This window comes from Pseudarthrobacter sp. NPDC092202, assembly GCF_044755505.1.
GTDB lineage: Bacteria > Actinomycetota > Actinomycetes > Actinomycetales > Micrococcaceae > Arthrobacter.
In genome coordinates, this window is record NZ_JBIVRG010000002.1 from 555982 (window position 1) to 571095 (window position 15114).

The 15114-nt window shown below is 65.6% G+C and carries 14 protein-coding genes and 2 tRNA genes; 6 read left to right on the plus strand and 10 right to left on the minus strand.

Annotated features, from left to right (window positions below; translation table 11 throughout):
* Positions 1-88: 88 nt before the first annotated feature.
* The 4 genes from ACIQF4_RS05975 to ACIQF4_RS05990 all read right to left on the minus strand — a co-directional run bounded on the left by ACIQF4_RS05975 (position 89) and on the right by ACIQF4_RS05990 (position 3179).
* Positions 89-748 (minus strand): ATP-dependent Clp protease proteolytic subunit, encoded by a 660-nt coding sequence (locus ACIQF4_RS05975; RefSeq protein ID WP_231455973.1) that lies wholly within the window; start codon positions 746-748, stop codon positions 89-91.
* Positions 749-785: 37 nt separating this feature from the next.
* The gene (locus tag ACIQF4_RS05980; protein ID WP_350002662.1) at positions 786-1409 is read right to left on the minus strand and encodes an ATP-dependent Clp protease proteolytic subunit; all 624 of its coding nucleotides are present in this window, start codon (positions 1407-1409) and stop codon (positions 786-788) included.
* 234 nt (positions 1410-1643) lie between these two features.
* A complete protein-coding gene (tig, locus tag ACIQF4_RS05985; RefSeq protein ID WP_400514540.1) occupies positions 1644-3023 on the minus strand; it encodes a trigger factor in 1380 nt (459 codons plus the stop codon).
* An 81-nt stretch (positions 3024-3104) separates the two neighbouring features.
* Positions 3105-3179 (minus strand) — tRNA-Pro (locus tag ACIQF4_RS05990).
* A gap of 141 nt (positions 3180-3320) precedes the next feature.
* Between ACIQF4_RS05990 and ACIQF4_RS05995 the strand changes: the two genes are divergently transcribed.
* Positions 3321-3394 (plus strand) — tRNA-Gly (locus ACIQF4_RS05995).
* 188 nt (positions 3395-3582) lie between these two features.
* Here the strand turns inward: ACIQF4_RS05995 and ACIQF4_RS06000 are convergent.
* From ACIQF4_RS06000 to ACIQF4_RS06010, 3 genes are all read right to left on the minus strand, one after another.
* The gene (locus ACIQF4_RS06000; RefSeq protein ID WP_400514542.1) at positions 3583-4545 is read right to left on the minus strand and encodes an Fpg/Nei family DNA glycosylase; all 963 of its coding nucleotides are present in this window, start codon (positions 4543-4545) and stop codon (positions 3583-3585) included.
* On the minus strand, positions 4545-5039 hold the full coding sequence (locus ACIQF4_RS06005) for a ribose-5-phosphate isomerase (protein ID WP_231455978.1): 495 nt from the start codon (positions 5037-5039) through the stop codon (positions 4545-4547). Before ACIQF4_RS06005 ends, ACIQF4_RS06000 begins: the two co-directional genes overlap by 1 nt.
* A gap of 80 nt (positions 5040-5119) precedes the next feature.
* Complete coding sequence (locus ACIQF4_RS06010) at positions 5120-6139, minus strand: hypothetical protein (protein ID WP_400514544.1); 1020 nt, start codon at positions 6137-6139, stop codon at positions 5120-5122.
* A 170-nt stretch (positions 6140-6309) separates the two neighbouring features.
* Between ACIQF4_RS06010 and pepN the strand changes: the two genes are divergently transcribed.
* Entirely contained in the window at positions 6310-8877 is a 2568-nt protein-coding gene (gene pepN, locus ACIQF4_RS06015) for an aminopeptidase N (RefSeq protein WP_400514547.1), read from the plus strand.
* A 9-nt stretch (positions 8878-8886) separates the two neighbouring features.
* Complete coding sequence (locus tag ACIQF4_RS06020) at positions 8887-9360, plus strand: OsmC family protein (protein WP_400514548.1); 474 nt, start codon at positions 8887-8889, stop codon at positions 9358-9360.
* Between the two features lie 8 nt (positions 9361-9368).
* Here ACIQF4_RS06020 and ACIQF4_RS06025 read toward each other — a convergent pair whose 3' ends face one another.
* Entirely contained in the window at positions 9369-10361 is a 993-nt protein-coding gene (locus ACIQF4_RS06025) for an NAD-dependent epimerase/dehydratase family protein (RefSeq protein ID WP_400514549.1), read from the minus strand.
* A gap of 109 nt (positions 10362-10470) precedes the next feature.
* Between ACIQF4_RS06025 and ACIQF4_RS06030 the strand changes: the two genes are divergently transcribed.
* Positions 10471-11157, plus strand: a complete 687-nt coding sequence (locus tag ACIQF4_RS06030) for a mechanosensitive ion channel domain-containing protein (RefSeq protein WP_350002512.1) — start codon at positions 10471-10473, stop codon at positions 11155-11157.
* Between the two features lie 2 nt (positions 11158-11159).
* Positions 11160-11609: a globin gene (locus ACIQF4_RS06035; RefSeq protein WP_400514552.1), complete on the plus strand. Its 450-nt coding sequence runs from the start codon at positions 11160-11162 to the stop codon at positions 11607-11609.
* 22 nt (positions 11610-11631) lie between these two features.
* On the opposite strand, the gene ACIQF4_RS06040 is transcribed toward ACIQF4_RS06035, so the two are convergent.
* The gene (locus ACIQF4_RS06040; RefSeq protein WP_400514554.1) at positions 11632-12291 is read right to left on the minus strand and encodes a hypothetical protein; all 660 of its coding nucleotides are present in this window, start codon (positions 12289-12291) and stop codon (positions 11632-11634) included.
* A gap of 63 nt (positions 12292-12354) precedes the next feature.
* On the opposite strand from ACIQF4_RS06040, the gene ACIQF4_RS06045 reads away from it, so the two are divergent.
* The gene (locus ACIQF4_RS06045; protein WP_350002515.1) at positions 12355-13335 is read left to right on the plus strand and encodes an acyl-CoA thioesterase II; all 981 of its coding nucleotides are present in this window, start codon (positions 12355-12357) and stop codon (positions 13333-13335) included.
* Between the two features lie 83 nt (positions 13336-13418).
* On the opposite strand, the gene ettA is transcribed toward ACIQF4_RS06045, so the two are convergent.
* A complete protein-coding gene (ettA, locus tag ACIQF4_RS06050; protein ID WP_231455992.1) occupies positions 13419-15101 on the minus strand; it encodes an energy-dependent translational throttle protein EttA in 1683 nt (560 codons plus the stop codon).
* Positions 15102-15114: the final 13 nt, after the last annotated feature.

Below are 15114 nucleotides of genomic sequence, written 5' to 3' on the forward strand. Positions count from 1 at the left end.
ACAACATCCACTCTAGGTCACATTCGCTTCCCAGCGTGGAAGGAAAAGGCCGGTGGGGCCAAATGATTGGCTCCACCGGCCCATGACTTTACCGTGTGATTGCTTGCGGTTTGATCTTGCGCGAATCCAGGACCTGGTCGATCAGGCCGTAGGACTGGGCTTCCGCGGCCGTGAGGATCTTGTCGCGCTCGATGTCGTTGTTGACCTGCTCCGACGTCCGTCCCGAGTGGTGGGCAAGCGTGTCTTCGAGCCAGGAACGCATCCGCATGACCTCAGCGGCCTGGATTTCGAGGTCTGATGCCTGGCCGCCCTGGCCGCCGGACAGCGCCGGCTGGTGGATCAGGACGCGGGCGTTGGGCAAGGCAAGGCGCTTGCCGGGAGTACCGGCCGCCAGCAGGACTGCAGCGGCGCTTGCGGCCTGGCCAAGGCAGACCGTCTGGATCTCCGGGCGGATGTACTGCATGGTGTCGTAGATCGCCGTCATGGCGGTGAAGGAACCGCCCGGGGAGTTGATGTAGAGGGTGATGTCGCGGTCGGGGTCGGTGGACTCCAGGACCAGCAGCTGCGCCATGACGTCATCCGCGGAGGCGTCATCCACCTGGACACCGAGGAAGATGATGCGGTCCTCGAAAAGCTTGGTGTAGGGGTCCTGGCGCTTGAAGCCGTACGGCGTGCGCTCTTCGAACTGGGGCAGGACGTAGCGGCTGGTCGGAAGGTTACCGGCAGTCGATCCGAAGTTGTAGTTCATTTTTGGTGCTCCTGATCTAAGTGTTCTAAATGCCGGGTTACTTCTCGGACGCTGACTCGCCGGAGGAGGCATTCGCGGTTCCGCCGCCACCGGACACCGAACCGGCGTGGGCGGCGATCTTGTCGAAGAAGCCGTACTCGAGAGCTTCGGTCGCCGTGAACCACTTGTCACGGTCGTTGTCCTTGAGGATGGTTTCCACAGTCTGCCCGGTCTGCTCTGCGGTCAGCTCGGCCATAACCTTCTTCATGTGCAGGATGAGCTCCGCCTGGATCTTGATGTCCGAGGCGGTACCGCCGATGCCGCCCGAGGGCTGGTGCATCAGGACGCGCGCGTTCGGGGTGGCGTAGCGCTTGCCCTTGGTACCGGACGAGAGCAGGAACTGCCCCATGGATGCAGCCAGGCCGGTAGCAACCGTCACGACATCGTTCGGGATGAACTGCATGGTGTCGTAGATGGCCATGCCGGCTGTCACAGAGCCGCCCGGGGAGTTGATGTAAAGGTAGATGTCCTTGTCCGGGTTCTCAGCGGACAGGAGCAGAAGCTGTGAGCAGATGGCATTGGCGTTGTCGTCACGCACCTCTGAGCCGAGCCAGATGATCCGCTCCTTGAGGAGCCGGTTGTAGATGTAGTTGTCCTGGGCTGCAGGATCGACAGTCGCCATCCGGGGGGACTCGGGGTGCTGTGACATGTGTACTAACCTCTCGCTGGTGACGGTGACATCACTGAAAATCACTACTTGGACACTAACCGGTTTCACCGGCGTTTTGTTCGCACACCGGCGGCTGTTCGCTGACGGCGCACGATCGGCCGGGCCGGGCGGGCAGTGGCCGGATATTAACGCAGAGGGCCCCCGGATCGGGTGATCCGGGGGCCCTCTGGCGGCGCGTCCTAGAGCCTAGGCCTTGGCCTCTGCCTTGTCTTCGTCAGCGGCGGCCTCTGCGGTTTCAGCTTCCACAGCTTCGGCTGCAGGAGCTTCCTCTTCGCCGCCGGGGCGTACGAAGTCGCTGAGGTCAACGGCCTTGCCCTCGGTGTCGGTGACCTCGGCCTGGCCAAGGACAACGGCCAGCGCCTTGCGGCGGCGGACCTCGGAGACCATCATGGGCACCTGGCCGCTCTGGTCGATGATCTGGGCGAACTGGTTCGGGTCCATGCCGTACTGGCTGGCCGTGGTGACGATGTAGTCGATCAGCTCGTTCTGGCTGACATTGACTTCTTCCTTCTCGGCAATGGCGTCGAGGATGATTTCGTTCTGGAAGGCACGGGCGGTGTTGGCGCGGACCTCTTCGCGGTGCTCCTCGGTGTCGTGCTCGCCTTCACCGTGTCCGTTGCCCTCCTTGAAGTGGGCCTCGAGCTGCTCTTCGACCACGGAGTCCGGGACGGGAACCTCAACGAGCTCAACGAGCTTGTCCAGGACCTTGTCGCGGGCCTCTACGCCCTGCTCCACTACCTTGGAGTCGGCGGCCTGCTTGGCCAGGTCTTCACGGAGTTCGGCCAGGGTGTCGAACTCGGAAGCCAGCTGGGCGAAGTCGTCGTTGGCCTCGGGGAGTTCGCGCTCCTTGACGGCCTTCACTACAACCTTGACCTGGGCCTCTTCGCCGGCGTGGTCGCCGCCCACAAGGGTGGTGTTGAAGATGGCATCTTCATCGGCGCTGAGGCCGGTGACGGCTTCATCGAGCCCGTCGAGCATGGTGCCGGCGCCAACCTGGTAAGACAGGCCCGCAGCCGAGTCCACCTCTTCGCCGTCGATGGTTGCGGTGATGTCGATGGTGAGGAAGTCGCCGTCAGCAGCGGGGCGCTCGACCGACTTGAGCGTGCCAAAGCGGCCGCGCAGTTCGTCAAGGGCCTTGTCCACGTCTTCTTCGGACGACTCGGCGGCTGCAACCTCAACCTTGATGCCGGCGTAGTCCGGGAGTTCGATCTCGGGGCGGACGTCCACCTCGGCGGCGAACTTCAGGCCGCCGTCCGTAGCCGACGGGTCCGGAACCTCGGTGATCTCAACCTCGGGACGGCTCAGGGGGCGGATGCCGGATTCCTGCACGGCAGTCTGGTACCAGCCGTTGAGGCCCTCGTTGATGGCAGTCTCCAGGACGTAGCCGCGGCCAACGCGCTGGTCGATGAGCTTTGCAGGTACCTTGCCCTTACGGAAGCCAGGGACCTGGATCTGCGAAGCAACGGTCTTGTAGGCCGAGTCGATGCTGGGCTTCAATTCCTCAAAGGGGACCTCAACATTGAGCTTGACCCGCGTGGGGGTGAGGTTCTCGACAGCGCTCTTCACGGTCTAAGTACTCCTGGGTTTGTGGGATGGGTTTCTGCAAACGCAATGTTTTGTCCAGGCCAACAGGTCCGGGCCGCAGAGTCGGGGTGACAGGATTTGAACCTGCGACTTCCTGCTCCCAAAGCAGGCGCTCTAGCCAAGCTGAGCTACACCCCGTAAGTGCACAGGCAAGTCTACGGTCATACGCGGCGAGTTTGCACATTTGACACGTAGGCCATGGATTAGGTTTAGTTGTATCCGGCTTGAACAGCCAGCCCGAAGTCGCAGGCCTGCTAATGTTGCAGATGCAGCTTCCTCGGGGACGTAGCTTAATGGTAAAGCCTCAGTCTTCCAAACTGATTACGCGGGTTCGATTCCCGTCGTCCCCTCCAGACACAAAGGGCCCCTCATCCGAGGGGCCTTTTTTCGTGTATCGCGCCTTTTTGTGTATCGCCAGGACGCCGTGCCGGGAGGCCATCGCGGGGCACTTTGACGGCGCCGGGGCCCCAACCAGCGTCTGTGGCCGGAGTGTCCGCGTCGAAGTGCCCCGGTTCGGTTTGCCGTAAGCCGGCGGTCCTGTTCAGCTCTGGCAGTACGGGCACCAGTAGAGCTTGCGGCCCACCAGTTCTGCGGCCAGCACCGTGGTGCCGCAGACCCGGCAGGGCAATCCGTCACGCTTGTACACAAAATGCGCGTTGTCCCGGGCGGGGAAGGTTCCGCTCTTCATCGCGGCGGCTTCGGCTGCGGGTTTGGCCGCCCTGCCGTTTCCCGTCCAATACCTGGGCGTCGTAGTGATGATCCTGCCGTCGGCGACGCCATCGTTCATCACGGAGACGACGTCGCGCCACAGCTTCCGTGCCTCACCGTCATGGAGGTTGTTGCCCGGCAGCCAGGGGTCCAGCCGACGCCGGAACAGGACTTCCGCGCGGTAGACGTTCCCCACGCCGGCAATGATTTTCTGGTCCATGAGCAGCGCAGCCACGGGTGCCTTGCGGCTTTGGAGGTTGGCGGCGAACCGGCCGGCATCACCCCTGCGGTTGACCAGCGGGTCAGGCCCCAGCCGAGCCCGCACCACGTCAGTCTCGGCCAGGGTGATGGCCTCGCATGTGGTGGCACCCCGCAGGTCTGCCCAGCCGTTGCTGCTGGCCAGCCTGACCCGGACGGCACCCACCGGAGCCGGCGGTCCGGCATAGGAGCCGTCCCCGTCGCTGCCCGCGCCTGCGCCGTCGTCGCTTCCTTCCGCAAAGGTTTCCCGCTCCCCCACGCGGCGCGGCGCTCCAATGCTGGAAGAACCGGCGAAGGTGCTGTCACCGCCAAAGCTCCAGGCCCCGTACAGCCCCAAATGCACATGCAGCACCAGCGCGTTGTCGAAGTGCAGGAACAGGTGCTTGCCGTGCGCGTCGGCCGCGAGGAGGGTGTGCCCGTCCAGCAGCGCGGCGCCTGCGCTGAACCTGCCCTGCGGACTGGACACACTCAGCCGGCGGCCGCCGAAGACGTCCCCGAACTGGCGCGCGAGCCGACGGACGGAATGCCCTTCAGGCACTACTCGATGACCTCGCCGGTTGTTTCGTAGGCGGCAATCTTGCCGATGCGGCGCACATGGCGTTCGTCGTTGCTGAAGGGCTCCGCCAGGAAGGCCTCAATGAGCCCGGTTGCTTCCTCCACTGTGTGCTGGCGGCCCCCCACGGCAACAACATTGGCGTCGTTGTGCTCGCGGGCCAGGACGGCTGTGGAGTGGTTCCAGGCCAGTGCCGCACGAACGCCCTTGACCTTGTTGGCGGCAATCTGCTCCCCGTTGCCCGAGCCGCCGAGGACGATGCCCAGTGCGTGGACGCCTGCCTGCTGGTCCGCAACCACCGCAAGGGCGGCATTAATGCAGAACGACGGGTAGTCATCCTGCGCGTCGTAGGCCTTGGGACCGTGGTCCACCACCTCATATCCCTTGGCGGACAGGTGCTGCACCAGGTGGGCGCTGAGCTCCATGCCTGCATGGTCGGTGGCGATGTGGACCCGCGGGAAGGCAGGGGAAGAAGTCACGAGCAGAATCCGTTCGGTTGGGGCGCCGGCAGCCGGCCGGGACGGCGCAGGCCAGGGTCAGGACAACAGGGTCAAGGATACTAGGACTCCGGCGGAGCGGCTGGTGGCTGGCTTCCGCCTCCGCCGCGCGCCCTTGCGGCCACACGGGTCAGGACCTCGGCCAGCCTGGCAGCGGAAGCGGGGCTGCCGCCGCTCACCGCGAGGCGCTGGCCGTCAGTCCTGCTGACGACGACGGCGGGACCGCTGCTGACGAGCATTGCCGAAGTTCCACCGTGGTGCCGGTAGCCCCACCCGCCATAGTCTGCCGCCTTCACATCTGCCGCGGTGGCGCCGGAGATGGCTCCCGCCGGCACGTTCATGACCGGCACGATGCCGGCCAGGAGGACCTTCAGGCCCTCGCGGTCCGCTTTGATCCGCGCGAACAGGAAGGCGGCGCCCACCACCGCGAGGAGCACTAGGAGCATCCCGAGCCAGGGCACGGCGACGGTGATCAGCGCCGAGGGAAACAGCGACGCTATGGCGATCATGATGAACACCGAGCTGCGGGCGTGCACCCAGAAGCGGATGCTGTCCCGAGCCAGGTCCGGGTCCGCTTCCTTGGCCAGGGCCAGCTGGAGCGCGCGGTCGTCGTCGAGCGACCACTGCTGGTCGGCCTTGAAAACAAAGGCGATGATGACGCCAAGCGATACGGCCGCACCGCTGCCGAGGGCGAGGACGGTCATGTCCACGTGGGACTCACGGGCGTCGGCCAGTCCTGCCTGCCCCACCAGGCCTGCTGCGAGGGCGCTGGTGACGAAAAGGCTGAGGAACATTCCGGCGCCCATCATGATCCGGCGCATGATTGCAGGCCGGTTAAGAGTGACGGCCTGGGAGAGGACCAGCCAGCCCGCCACCACGATCGCCGCCGCGCCCACGCCCACATAGGTGCCGAAGGGCGCGAAGGCCGCGCCGCCGTCGTCCGTCCACCGGATGGCGAGCGGCTCCGGAAGGTCCGGCCGGAGCAGGAACGCGCATACGACAAAACCGGCGGCCAGGAGCACCGGGAACCCTGCGGCGAAACGCAGCGCCCTGGCGTCCACCGAATCCATAAGCTTGCCCATGCTCCAACGCTACTCCGGCAGCAGGCAGCTGGCGCCCTGCCCCTTTTCCCCATCCGCTGTGAGCCGCGCTACGTGCCCAAGGGCCAGGGAATGCAAGAATGAGCAGTGCCGCCGCTGGGCACCGCCAGCTGCGCAGACGCAATCTTTCTGGAGGGCCCACTGTGCCAGGTATGAATCTCACGCGCGTTGAAGCCAAGGAACGTGCCCAACTGATCTCCGTGGAGTCCTACGATGTCAGCCTGGACCTGACCCGGGGCGCAGACGAGTTCGGCACCAGCACCACCGTGAAGTTCAGCGCCAGGCCCGGATCCTCCACTTTCATCGATGCCGTCACCTCCGCAGTCCACAGCATCACCCTCAACGGCAGGAGCCTGGATCCTGCCACCGTGGCGGACGGCGTCAGGATCCAACTGCCGGACCTCGCTGAGCAGAACGAGCTCACTGTCGTGGCCGATGCGCCGTACATGAACACCGGTGAAGGACTGCACCGCTTCGTGGACCCGGTGGACAACGAGGTCTACCTGTACACACAGTTCGAAGTTCCGGATTCCCGCCGGATGTTCGCCGTGTTCGAACAGCCCGACCTGAAGGCGACGTTTACCTTCACGGTGACCGCACCCTCGCATTGGGACGTCATCTCCAACTCGCCCACGCCGGCACCGGTGGAAACCACGCCCGGCGATGACGGCGGCGCCCGCTCTGTCTGGTCCTTCTCCCCCACGCCCAGGCTGTCCTCCTATGTCACGGCCCTGATCGCCGGCCCCTACCAGTCCATCCGCAGCGAAGTGGTGAGCTCCGACGGGCGGACCATTCCGCTGGGCGTCTTCGCCCGGAAGTCGCTGATGCAGTACCTCGACGCGGACAACATTTTTGAGCTCACCCGGCAGGGCTTCGCCTTCTTCGAGGCGCAGTTCGGCTGCCCCTACCCGTTCGAGAAGTACGACCAGCTGTTTGTTCCGGAGTTCAACGCCGGCGCCATGGAAAATGCCGGCGCGGTGACCATCCTGGAAGGCTACGTTTTCCGCAGCAAGGTCACGGACGCCCAGGTTGAGCGCCGAGCCATCACGGTGCTCCACGAGCTCGCCCACATGTGGTTTGGGGACCTAGTGACGATGCGCTGGTGGAACGACCTGTGGCTGAACGAGTCCTTTGCCGAGTACATGTCCCACCTCGCGGCGGTGGAGGCGACGTCCTTCACCAGCGCGTGGACCACCTTCGCCTCCGTGGAGAAGTCCTGGGCCTACCGCCAGGACCAGCTGCCCACCACGCACCCGATTTTCGCCGAGATCAACGATCTCCAGGACGTGGAGGTCAACTTCGACGGCATCACCTACGCCAAGGGCGCCTCCGTCCTCCGCCAGCTGGTGGCGTGGGTGGGCCCGGAACAGTTCATGGCCGGCGTCCGTGAGTACTTTGCCAAGCATTCCTGGCAGAACACCGAACTGCGCGACCTCCTGGTGGAGCTGGAGAAAGCAAGTGGCCGCGACCTTGACGACTGGGGCCGGCAGTGGCTGGAAACCGCCGGTGTGAACACCCTGAAGCCGGAGCTTGAGGTGGACGGCGAGGGCCGCCTCACGTCCTTTTCGATTGTCCAGTCGGCCGTGGACGAGTGGCCAACCATCCGCCCCCACCGCCTGGCCGTTGGCTTTTACAACCTCAGTGGCTCCGGCAAGCTTGAGCGGGTGCACCGCGAGGAGCTGGATGTCGACGGCGGACGCACCGAGGTGCCCGGCCTGGTGGGGCTCGCTCGTCCGGACCTGATCCTGGTCAACGATGACGACCTCGCCTATGCCAAGGTAAGGCTCGACGAAAAATCCCTGCTGACGGCTACGGCGCACCTGAAGGACTTCAGCCAGAGCCTGCCGCGGACCCTGGTCTGGAACTCGGCCTGGGACGCCGCGCGCGACGGCGAGACCCCGGCACGTCGGTACGTTGACCTGGTCCTCGCCAATGTGGCGGCGGAGTCGGATTCCTCTGTGATCCTGGTCCAGCTCCGCCAGCTGGCCACTACCCTGAATTTCTATGTGGCGGAGAAGCACCGGGAAGCCACTACGGTGGCGGCGGCGGACCGGCTGTGGGACCTGGCGTCCGGGGTTGCCGGTGGATCCGATGCGCAGCTGCAGTTCGTCAAGACCTTTGCGCTGCTTGCACGCAGCGGGTCGCAGCTGGACCGGGTGACGGGTCTCCTGGAAGGTTCGGCCACGCTGGAGGGGCTGGCCGTGGACCAGGACCTCCGCTGGGAACTGGTGGCGTCCCTGGTGGCCGGCGGCCGCCTCGGCCAGGAGGGCATCGACGCTGAACTCCAGCGCGACAACACCTCCAGCGGCCAAAATGCCGCGGCCCTGGCCAAGGCAGCCATCCCCACCCCCGAAGCCAAGGCAGCGGCCTGGGACTCCATCGTGGTCAAGGGCGAGCTGTCCAACGCGCTCCAGGGCTCGGCGGTTACCGGCTTCATGCGGGTACTGGACCGCTCCCTGCTGGAACCCTACGCCGAAAAGTACTTCGAGGCCGTGCCGGGCATCGTTGACACCCGCACGCACGCACTGGCCCAGCAGATCGTCGTCGGCCTCTACCCTGCGCTGCTGACCACCCAGGCGACCATCGACCGCACGGATGGTTTCCTGGCGGCGCTTCCGCCGGCCAGCGCCGCGCTGCGGCGAATGATGCTGGAAAACCGCGACGGCGTTGCCCGGGCCCTGCGCGCCCGTGCGGCTGATGTCCTCCCGGGCGAAGCATAGGAGCGCCGGATGGGACTCAGCGAACACCGGTACGGGCTGACCGTCCAATGGACCGGCAATACCGGTGGGGGGACGGCGTCCTACCGGGGCTACTCCAGGGACCACGACATCCTTATTCCGGGGCTGCCGGTCCTGAAGGGCTCGGCGGACCCCACTTTCCATGGGAACAGGGAGCGCTACAACCCGGAGCAGCTGCTCCTTGCGGCCCTGGCCCAGTGCCACATGCTCTCCTACCTGCACGTGGCCGTGAAGCACGGCGTGGTGGTCACGGACTACCGCGACGAGGCGTCCGGGATGCTGAAGCTGAACCGGGACGGCAGCGGCCAGTTCGAGAGTGTCACGCTGCGCCCGACGGTTACTGTGGCGGATCCGGCGCACGTGGAGCTGGCCGGCCGGCTGCACCATGAGGCGAACCAGGTGTGCTTCATTGCCCGCAGCGTGAACTTTCCGGTGGAGCATGAACCCGTGACGCTCACGGCCTGATGCCGGACTTAAAGGCTCCGGGACAGCTTCTTGGCCAGCCGAGCCTCAGCCTCCGGGGACAGGCCTGCTTTTCGGGGCCGGTCGAGTCCGCGCGTGCGCTCGTCCGTCAGCGTCCCCGCCAGCGTTTCCTGCCAGGGCCGGAGCTGCAGGCCGGCGTTAATTGCTGCACTGTTGTTCCGGGCCATGAAGCCACCGTGCCCGGGCGGAAGCCACAGCGGCAGTGAATCCGGACCTGCCCAGTAGTTGACGCCCTGGCCGGCCAGCCAGGCTTCCGCTGCGGGGATCACCGGGCCGCGGTGGTCCGCGGCGTCCCTGCAAGCCGCAATAAACGTCCCGAAAGGCACCTGGCCTCCCACGGCATTCAGCGGCCCGGTTATGCCCTTCTCTGCGGCGAGCAGGATCCAGGCTGCCAGGTCGCGGACGTCGATGACCTGGACCGGGTGGTTTGCGATGGCCGGAACGACGACGGGCTTGGCGTCCCGGGCAAAGCGGGCGGGCCAGTAGCCGTAGCGGTCCGAGCTGTCCCCTGGTCCGGCGATCAGACCGGCACGGCACAGATGGACCCTGCCATCGGTTGCCGCGACGCTGGCATGCTCAATTGCCACCTTCGACTCCCCATAGTTTTCCCCTGTTGATTCTTTTCCGGGCGGCAGCGGGGGAAGAAGCTCCGCGTCCTCGTCCGCGCCGGGAACCGAAGCGTCCGCATACACGGAGCAACTGGAAATGAACGTCCAGTGTGCTGCACGGCCCGCGAGTGCCTCGAGCGCCTCGGTGGCAGGCACCGGGTCGCGGGCGACGTCGACCACCGCGTCCCATTCCCCCTCCGCATCCGCGTAGGCGTTCGCGCCCAGTGAACGGTCGGCCCTCAGCCAGGATGCGCCCGGCGGCGGAACAGCCGCGGAGCCGCGGGCCAGGCAGGTGACATCGTGCCCGGCCGCCACCGCGCTGCGGACGATTTCTGCGGAGAGGAAGGCCGTTCCGCCGAGGACAAGGATGCGCATGTTGAGAGGCTACGGCGATAGTGTTGAAGGAGAACAGAGCCGTCCGCGCCGGGCGTAACCGGCAGCACGGCCCCCCCCCTTCCCGGCACAGCAGGAGTACTCCCCCCTTATGGTCAGCACGTTGTCCATCCTTCCTTCCGCCGCCAGCGAGCCCGACGGCATCAGCGTCACCGGCATCGTGATCAGCCTCGGCGTCGGCGTTGCCGTCTGGTTGGTGGCCACCTTCGTCATCTCCCGCATCACCAAACGCGTGGCGGCAGGCAGCAACTTCTTCAAGAAACCCACGTTCCGGTGGGCCGCCCCGGCCTTCCGGGCGCTGGACCATGAACGGCGCGTACAGCGTGCGGAAACCATCGGTTCGCTGCTGAACAGCATCGTGGGAGTCCTGGTGGTGGTCATCACCGGCATGTACGTGCTGCAGAACCTGGACATCAATATCGCGCCCCTGCTCACCAGCGTCGGCATCCTGGGTGTGGCCATTGGCTTCGGCGCCCAGCAGCTGATCCGTGACTTCCTGGCAGGTATCTTCATTACGATTGAAGACCAGTTCGGCATTGGCGATGTGATCGAGACCAGCGAGGTGGTGGGCGTGGTGGAATCCATGGGGCTCCGGATCACCCGGGTCCGGTCCGACGACGGCGCCATCTGGTACCTGCGCAACGGTGAGATCCTGCGTGTGGGCAACCGCTCGCAGGGTACGTATGTGCCGCTGCACGAGTCGCCGGACGGCACCACGGACCAGGGCTCCGACCACGGTGCCGAGAACACGAAGACCGAGCAGAAAGCCGGAGAATAGCGATGACGATCCCCATCGAGCCGCAGCGGCCTCAGCTGATGCAGAACGATCCGTTCAGCAAGCCCGGCTACACGGACAACTTCTACGATGCCGTGGGCGGGCACGAGACGTTCGTGAAGCTGATCGACGTCTTCTACGACGGCGTGGCGACAGATCCGGTGCTGCGCCCGATGTATCCAGAGGAAGACCTTGAGCCGGCGAAGCGGCGCTTCCTGATGTTCCTTGAGCAGTACTGGGGCGGGCCCACCACCTACGGCGAGGAGCGCGGCCATCCCCGGCTTCGCATGCGGCACATGCCGTTCAAGGTGACTCCAGAGGCCAAGGACCGCTGGCTGTTCCACATGCGGACCGCCGTGGACGCCCTGGCACTTCCGCCGCTGTACGAGGGCACCCTGTGGGACTACATGGAGCGCGCTGCGCTGTCCATGGTGAACAGTCCCTCTGCACCCTGACCCGTCACGGAGTGACCGGGAACTAGAGGAGTCCGCTGCCGGTCCGCGCCAGGACGTGGCCACGGGTACCCGTGAGGCGGAACCAGCGGCCGGCCCGGTAGAGCTTCTGGTCGCCGTCGGCCAGGAATCCCAGGGCCAGTGCTGCGAAGGCGGCTCCGGCGGGCAGCCCTGACTCATCGAGTTCCCTGCCCCACACCGCAGAGCGGGCGTTATTGACGATCAGCGCGCCGGGCTTGTCCGGCACGATTCCGGCTACCTCGGCAATGCCGGCCTCGGCTGCTTCCCGCAACCCGGCGTCGGAGCGGGAGCCGATCAGCTCCCAGCCGCTGCGCGGGGCGCCCACTCCTGTCCAGGACTCGGTGATGGTGGACGGCGGCACGGGCAGTTCGACGTCGTCCTGGCCGGCGCGGGCCAAACGGTCCAGGACAGCGGACAGGGCCACCGTCACATCGGTCGCGGAGGGTTCTGCCAGGGCCATGGTCCGCAGCCCCAGGATCGTCGGGGTCGACTCGCCCAGGAGCCTCGGCCGGAGCACGCACACATACGCGGCGAGGACGGAACCTGCCGCCTGAAGCCGGATGGCGCCGTCGTCAATGGCTTTTGCCCGCGTGGCGAAGGTCTTCAGGTCGGCGAGGTCCTGGGAGTCGGCAAAACGGAAGGACGAGGTGAGGAGATCAGACACACCAAGAACACTACCGGCTGGGGCTTTGTTGAGCAGTGCCGGGGTGCCGTCTAGAGTCGAACCATGACTGAAGCCGACGCCGAACTGCTGGCGCTCCCCAGCGAAGACCCCACCGCATCACTCATCTCCCTCCTTGACCTTGGTGAGCTGGAGGGGGCACGGACGGATGAGGACATCTTCCTGGGACCTTCCCAGCAGCAGCCCCACCACCGGGTATTTGGCGGCCAGGTGCTGGCGCAGTCGCTCATCGCGTCCATCAGGACTGTGGCCCCCGACCGTTTTGTGCATTCCATGCACGGCTATTTCCTGCGCCCGGGCGACGCCAACAAGCCGATCACCTTCGGCGTCCAGCGGCTCCGGGACGGCCGGTCCTTTTCGGCACGCCGGGTCCACGCCTACCAGGAAGGCACGCCCATCCTGTCGATGATTGCCTCCTTCCAGGGCGAGGATGAAGGGATTGAGCACCAGTCCACGATGCCCAGCGGCATCCCGGACCCCGAGTCCCTGCCCAGTACCGCCGACCTGCTGGGCAAATTCGACCATCCCGTGGCGCGGCACTGGGCTTACGAGCGTCCTTTCGATATCCGGCATGTGGATCCGCCGCTGTACGTCTCCGCCAAGGGCCAGCGGGAAGCGCGCAATGCAGTCTGGATGAAGACTTTCGGGCCAATGCCGGAGAACCCCAACCTGCACCGGGCGGCGCTGGCATATGCCAGTGATTACACCCTTCTAGAGTCCATCCTGCGGCGCCACGGCCTGAGCTGGATTACCCCCGGAATGAACGTGGCCAGCCTCGACCACGCGATGTGGTGGCACCGCCCCGCGCGCGTGGACGAGTGGCTGCTGTATGTCCAGGAGTCACCGAGCGCGCAGGGTGCCCGCGGGCTGGCGACCGGGAAGATCTTCAACCAGGCGGGGCAGCACGTGGCCTCCGTGGCGCAGGAGGGCATGGTCCGGGTGCCCACGGACCTGAAAAACAAAGTGGTGGGCGCCTTCCAGTCCAAGGTGATGGAGCATCAGATCCGCAAAGCCGGACGGGACTGACCGGGAATCCCGCCGCCGGGCGTTAAACGCGGAACAGGCCGGCGCCCAGTGGGTGCCGGCCTGTTCCGTACTGCCTCTGCCTGTCAGTCGCGGGTGAGGCGGCGGTGCGTGACGCGGTGCGGCTTGGCGGCATCCGGGCCGAGGCGTTCCACCTTGTTCTCCTCGTAGGATTCGAAGTTGCCCTCGAACCAGTACCACTTGGAGGGGTTCTCCTCGTCGCCTTCATAGGCCAGGATGTGGGTGGCCACCCGGTCCAGGAACCAGCGGTCGTGCGAAACCACCACGGCGCAGCCGGGGAACTCGAGCAGTGCGTTTTCCAGGCTGCTGAGGGTTTCGACGTCGAGGTCGTTGGTGGGCTCATCCAGGAGCAGCAGGTTGCCGCCCTGCTTGAGGGTCAGCGCCAGGTTCAGGCGGTTGCGCTCACCACCGGAGAGCACGCCGGCCTTCTTCTGCTGGTCCGGGCCCTTGAAGCCGAAGGCGGCCACGTAGGCGCGGGACGGCATTTCGACCTGTCCCACCTGGATGAAGTCGAGTCCGTCGGAGACAACCTCCCACAGGGTCTTGTTGGGATCGATGCCGCCGCGGCTCTGGTCCGCGTAGGAGATCTTGACCGAGTCACCGATCTTGAGGTCTCCGCCGTCGAGCGGCTCCAGCCCAACGATGGTCTTGAAGAGCGTTGTCTTGCCGACGCCGTTGGGGCCGATGACGCCCACGATGCCGTTGCGGGGCAGGCTGAAGGACAGTCCGTCGATCAGGGTGCGGTCCTCGAAACCCTTCTGGAGGTTCTTGGCTTCCAGCACCAGGCCGCCCAAGCGGGGTCCCGGCGGGATCTGGATCTCCTCGAAGTCCAGCTTGCGGGTGCGGTCCGCTTCTGCGGCCATCTCCTCGTAGCGGGCCAGGCGGGCCTTGGACTTGGTCTGGCGGCCCTTGGCGTTGGAGCGGACCCACTCAAGTTCTTCGCTCAGGCGCTTGGCCTGCTTGGCATCCTTCTTGCCCTGGATTTCCAGGCGGGCACGCTTCTTCTCCAGGTACGTGGAGTAGTTGCCTTCGTACGGGTACAGGTGGCCGCGGTCTACCTCGGCGATCCATTCGGCCACGTGGTCCAGGAAGTACCGGTCGTGGGTGACGGCAAGGACAGCGCCCGCGTAGGAGGACAGGTGCTGCTCGAGCCACAGCACGCTCTCTGCGTCAAGGTGGTTGGTGGGCTCGTCCAGCAGCAGCAGGTCGGGCTTCTGCAGCAGCAGTTTGCACAGGGCAACCCGGCGGCGTTCACCACCGGAGAGGTTGGTCACGTCAGCATCCGCCGGCGGGCAGCGGAGGGCATCCATGGCCTGCTCCAGCTGGGAATCCAGGTCCCAGGCATCGGCGGCGTCAATGGCTTCCTGCAGTTGTCCCATTTCCTCGAGGAGGGTGTCATAGTCAGCATCGGGGCTGGCCATTTCCTCGGAGATTTCGTTGAAGCGCTGGATCTTGCCGTAGATCTCGCCGACGCCTTCCTGGACGTTGCCCAGAACGGTTTTTTCTTCGTTGAGCGGGGGCTCCTGCAGCAGGATGCCCACGGTGTAGCCGGGGCTCAGCCGGGCCTCACCGTTGGAGGGGGTGTCCAAACCAGCCATGATCTTGAGGATGGTGGACTTACCGGCACCGTTCGGGCCCACGACGCCGATCTTGGCGCCCGGGAAGAAGGACATGCTTACGTCGTCAAGAATTAGTTTTTCGCCAACGGCTTTGCGGGCCTTGGTCATTGTGTAGATAAATTCCGCCATGGTTCCAAATCTA

Excerpts from the sequence above, each read along its gene's own strand:
- ACIQF4_RS06035 (WP_400514552.1), top strand. The coding sequence starts at position 11,160 with ATGACGATCCCCATCGAGCCGCAGCGGCCTCAGCTGATGCAGAACGAT.
- ACIQF4_RS05975 (WP_231455973.1), bottom strand. The coding sequence starts at position 748 with ATGAACTACAACTTCGGATCGACTGCCGGTAACCTTCCGACCAGCCGC.
- ACIQF4_RS06020 (WP_400514548.1), top strand. The coding sequence starts at position 8,887 with ATGGGACTCAGCGAACACCGGTACGGGCTGACCGTCCAATGGACCGGC.
- ACIQF4_RS06045 (WP_350002515.1), top strand. The coding sequence starts at position 12,355 with ATGACTGAAGCCGACGCCGAACTGCTGGCGCTCCCCAGCGAAGACCCC.
- ACIQF4_RS06025 (WP_400514549.1), bottom strand. The coding sequence starts at position 10,361 with ATGCGCATCCTTGTCCTCGGCGGAACGGCCTTCCTCTCCGCAGAAATC.
- ACIQF4_RS06010 (WP_400514544.1), bottom strand. The coding sequence starts at position 6,139 with ATGGGCAAGCTTATGGATTCGGTGGACGCCAGGGCGCTGCGTTTCGCC.
- pepN (WP_400514547.1), top strand. The coding sequence starts at position 6,310 with ATGAATCTCACGCGCGTTGAAGCCAAGGAACGTGCCCAACTGATCTCC.
- ACIQF4_RS05980 (WP_350002662.1), bottom strand. The coding sequence starts at position 1,409 with ATGGCGACTGTCGATCCTGCAGCCCAGGACAACTACATCTACAACCGG.
- ACIQF4_RS06030 (WP_350002512.1), top strand. The coding sequence starts at position 10,471 with ATGGTCAGCACGTTGTCCATCCTTCCTTCCGCCGCCAGCGAGCCCGAC.
- ettA (WP_231455992.1), bottom strand. The coding sequence starts at position 15,101 with ATGGCGGAATTTATCTACACAATGACCAAGGCCCGCAAAGCCGTTGGC.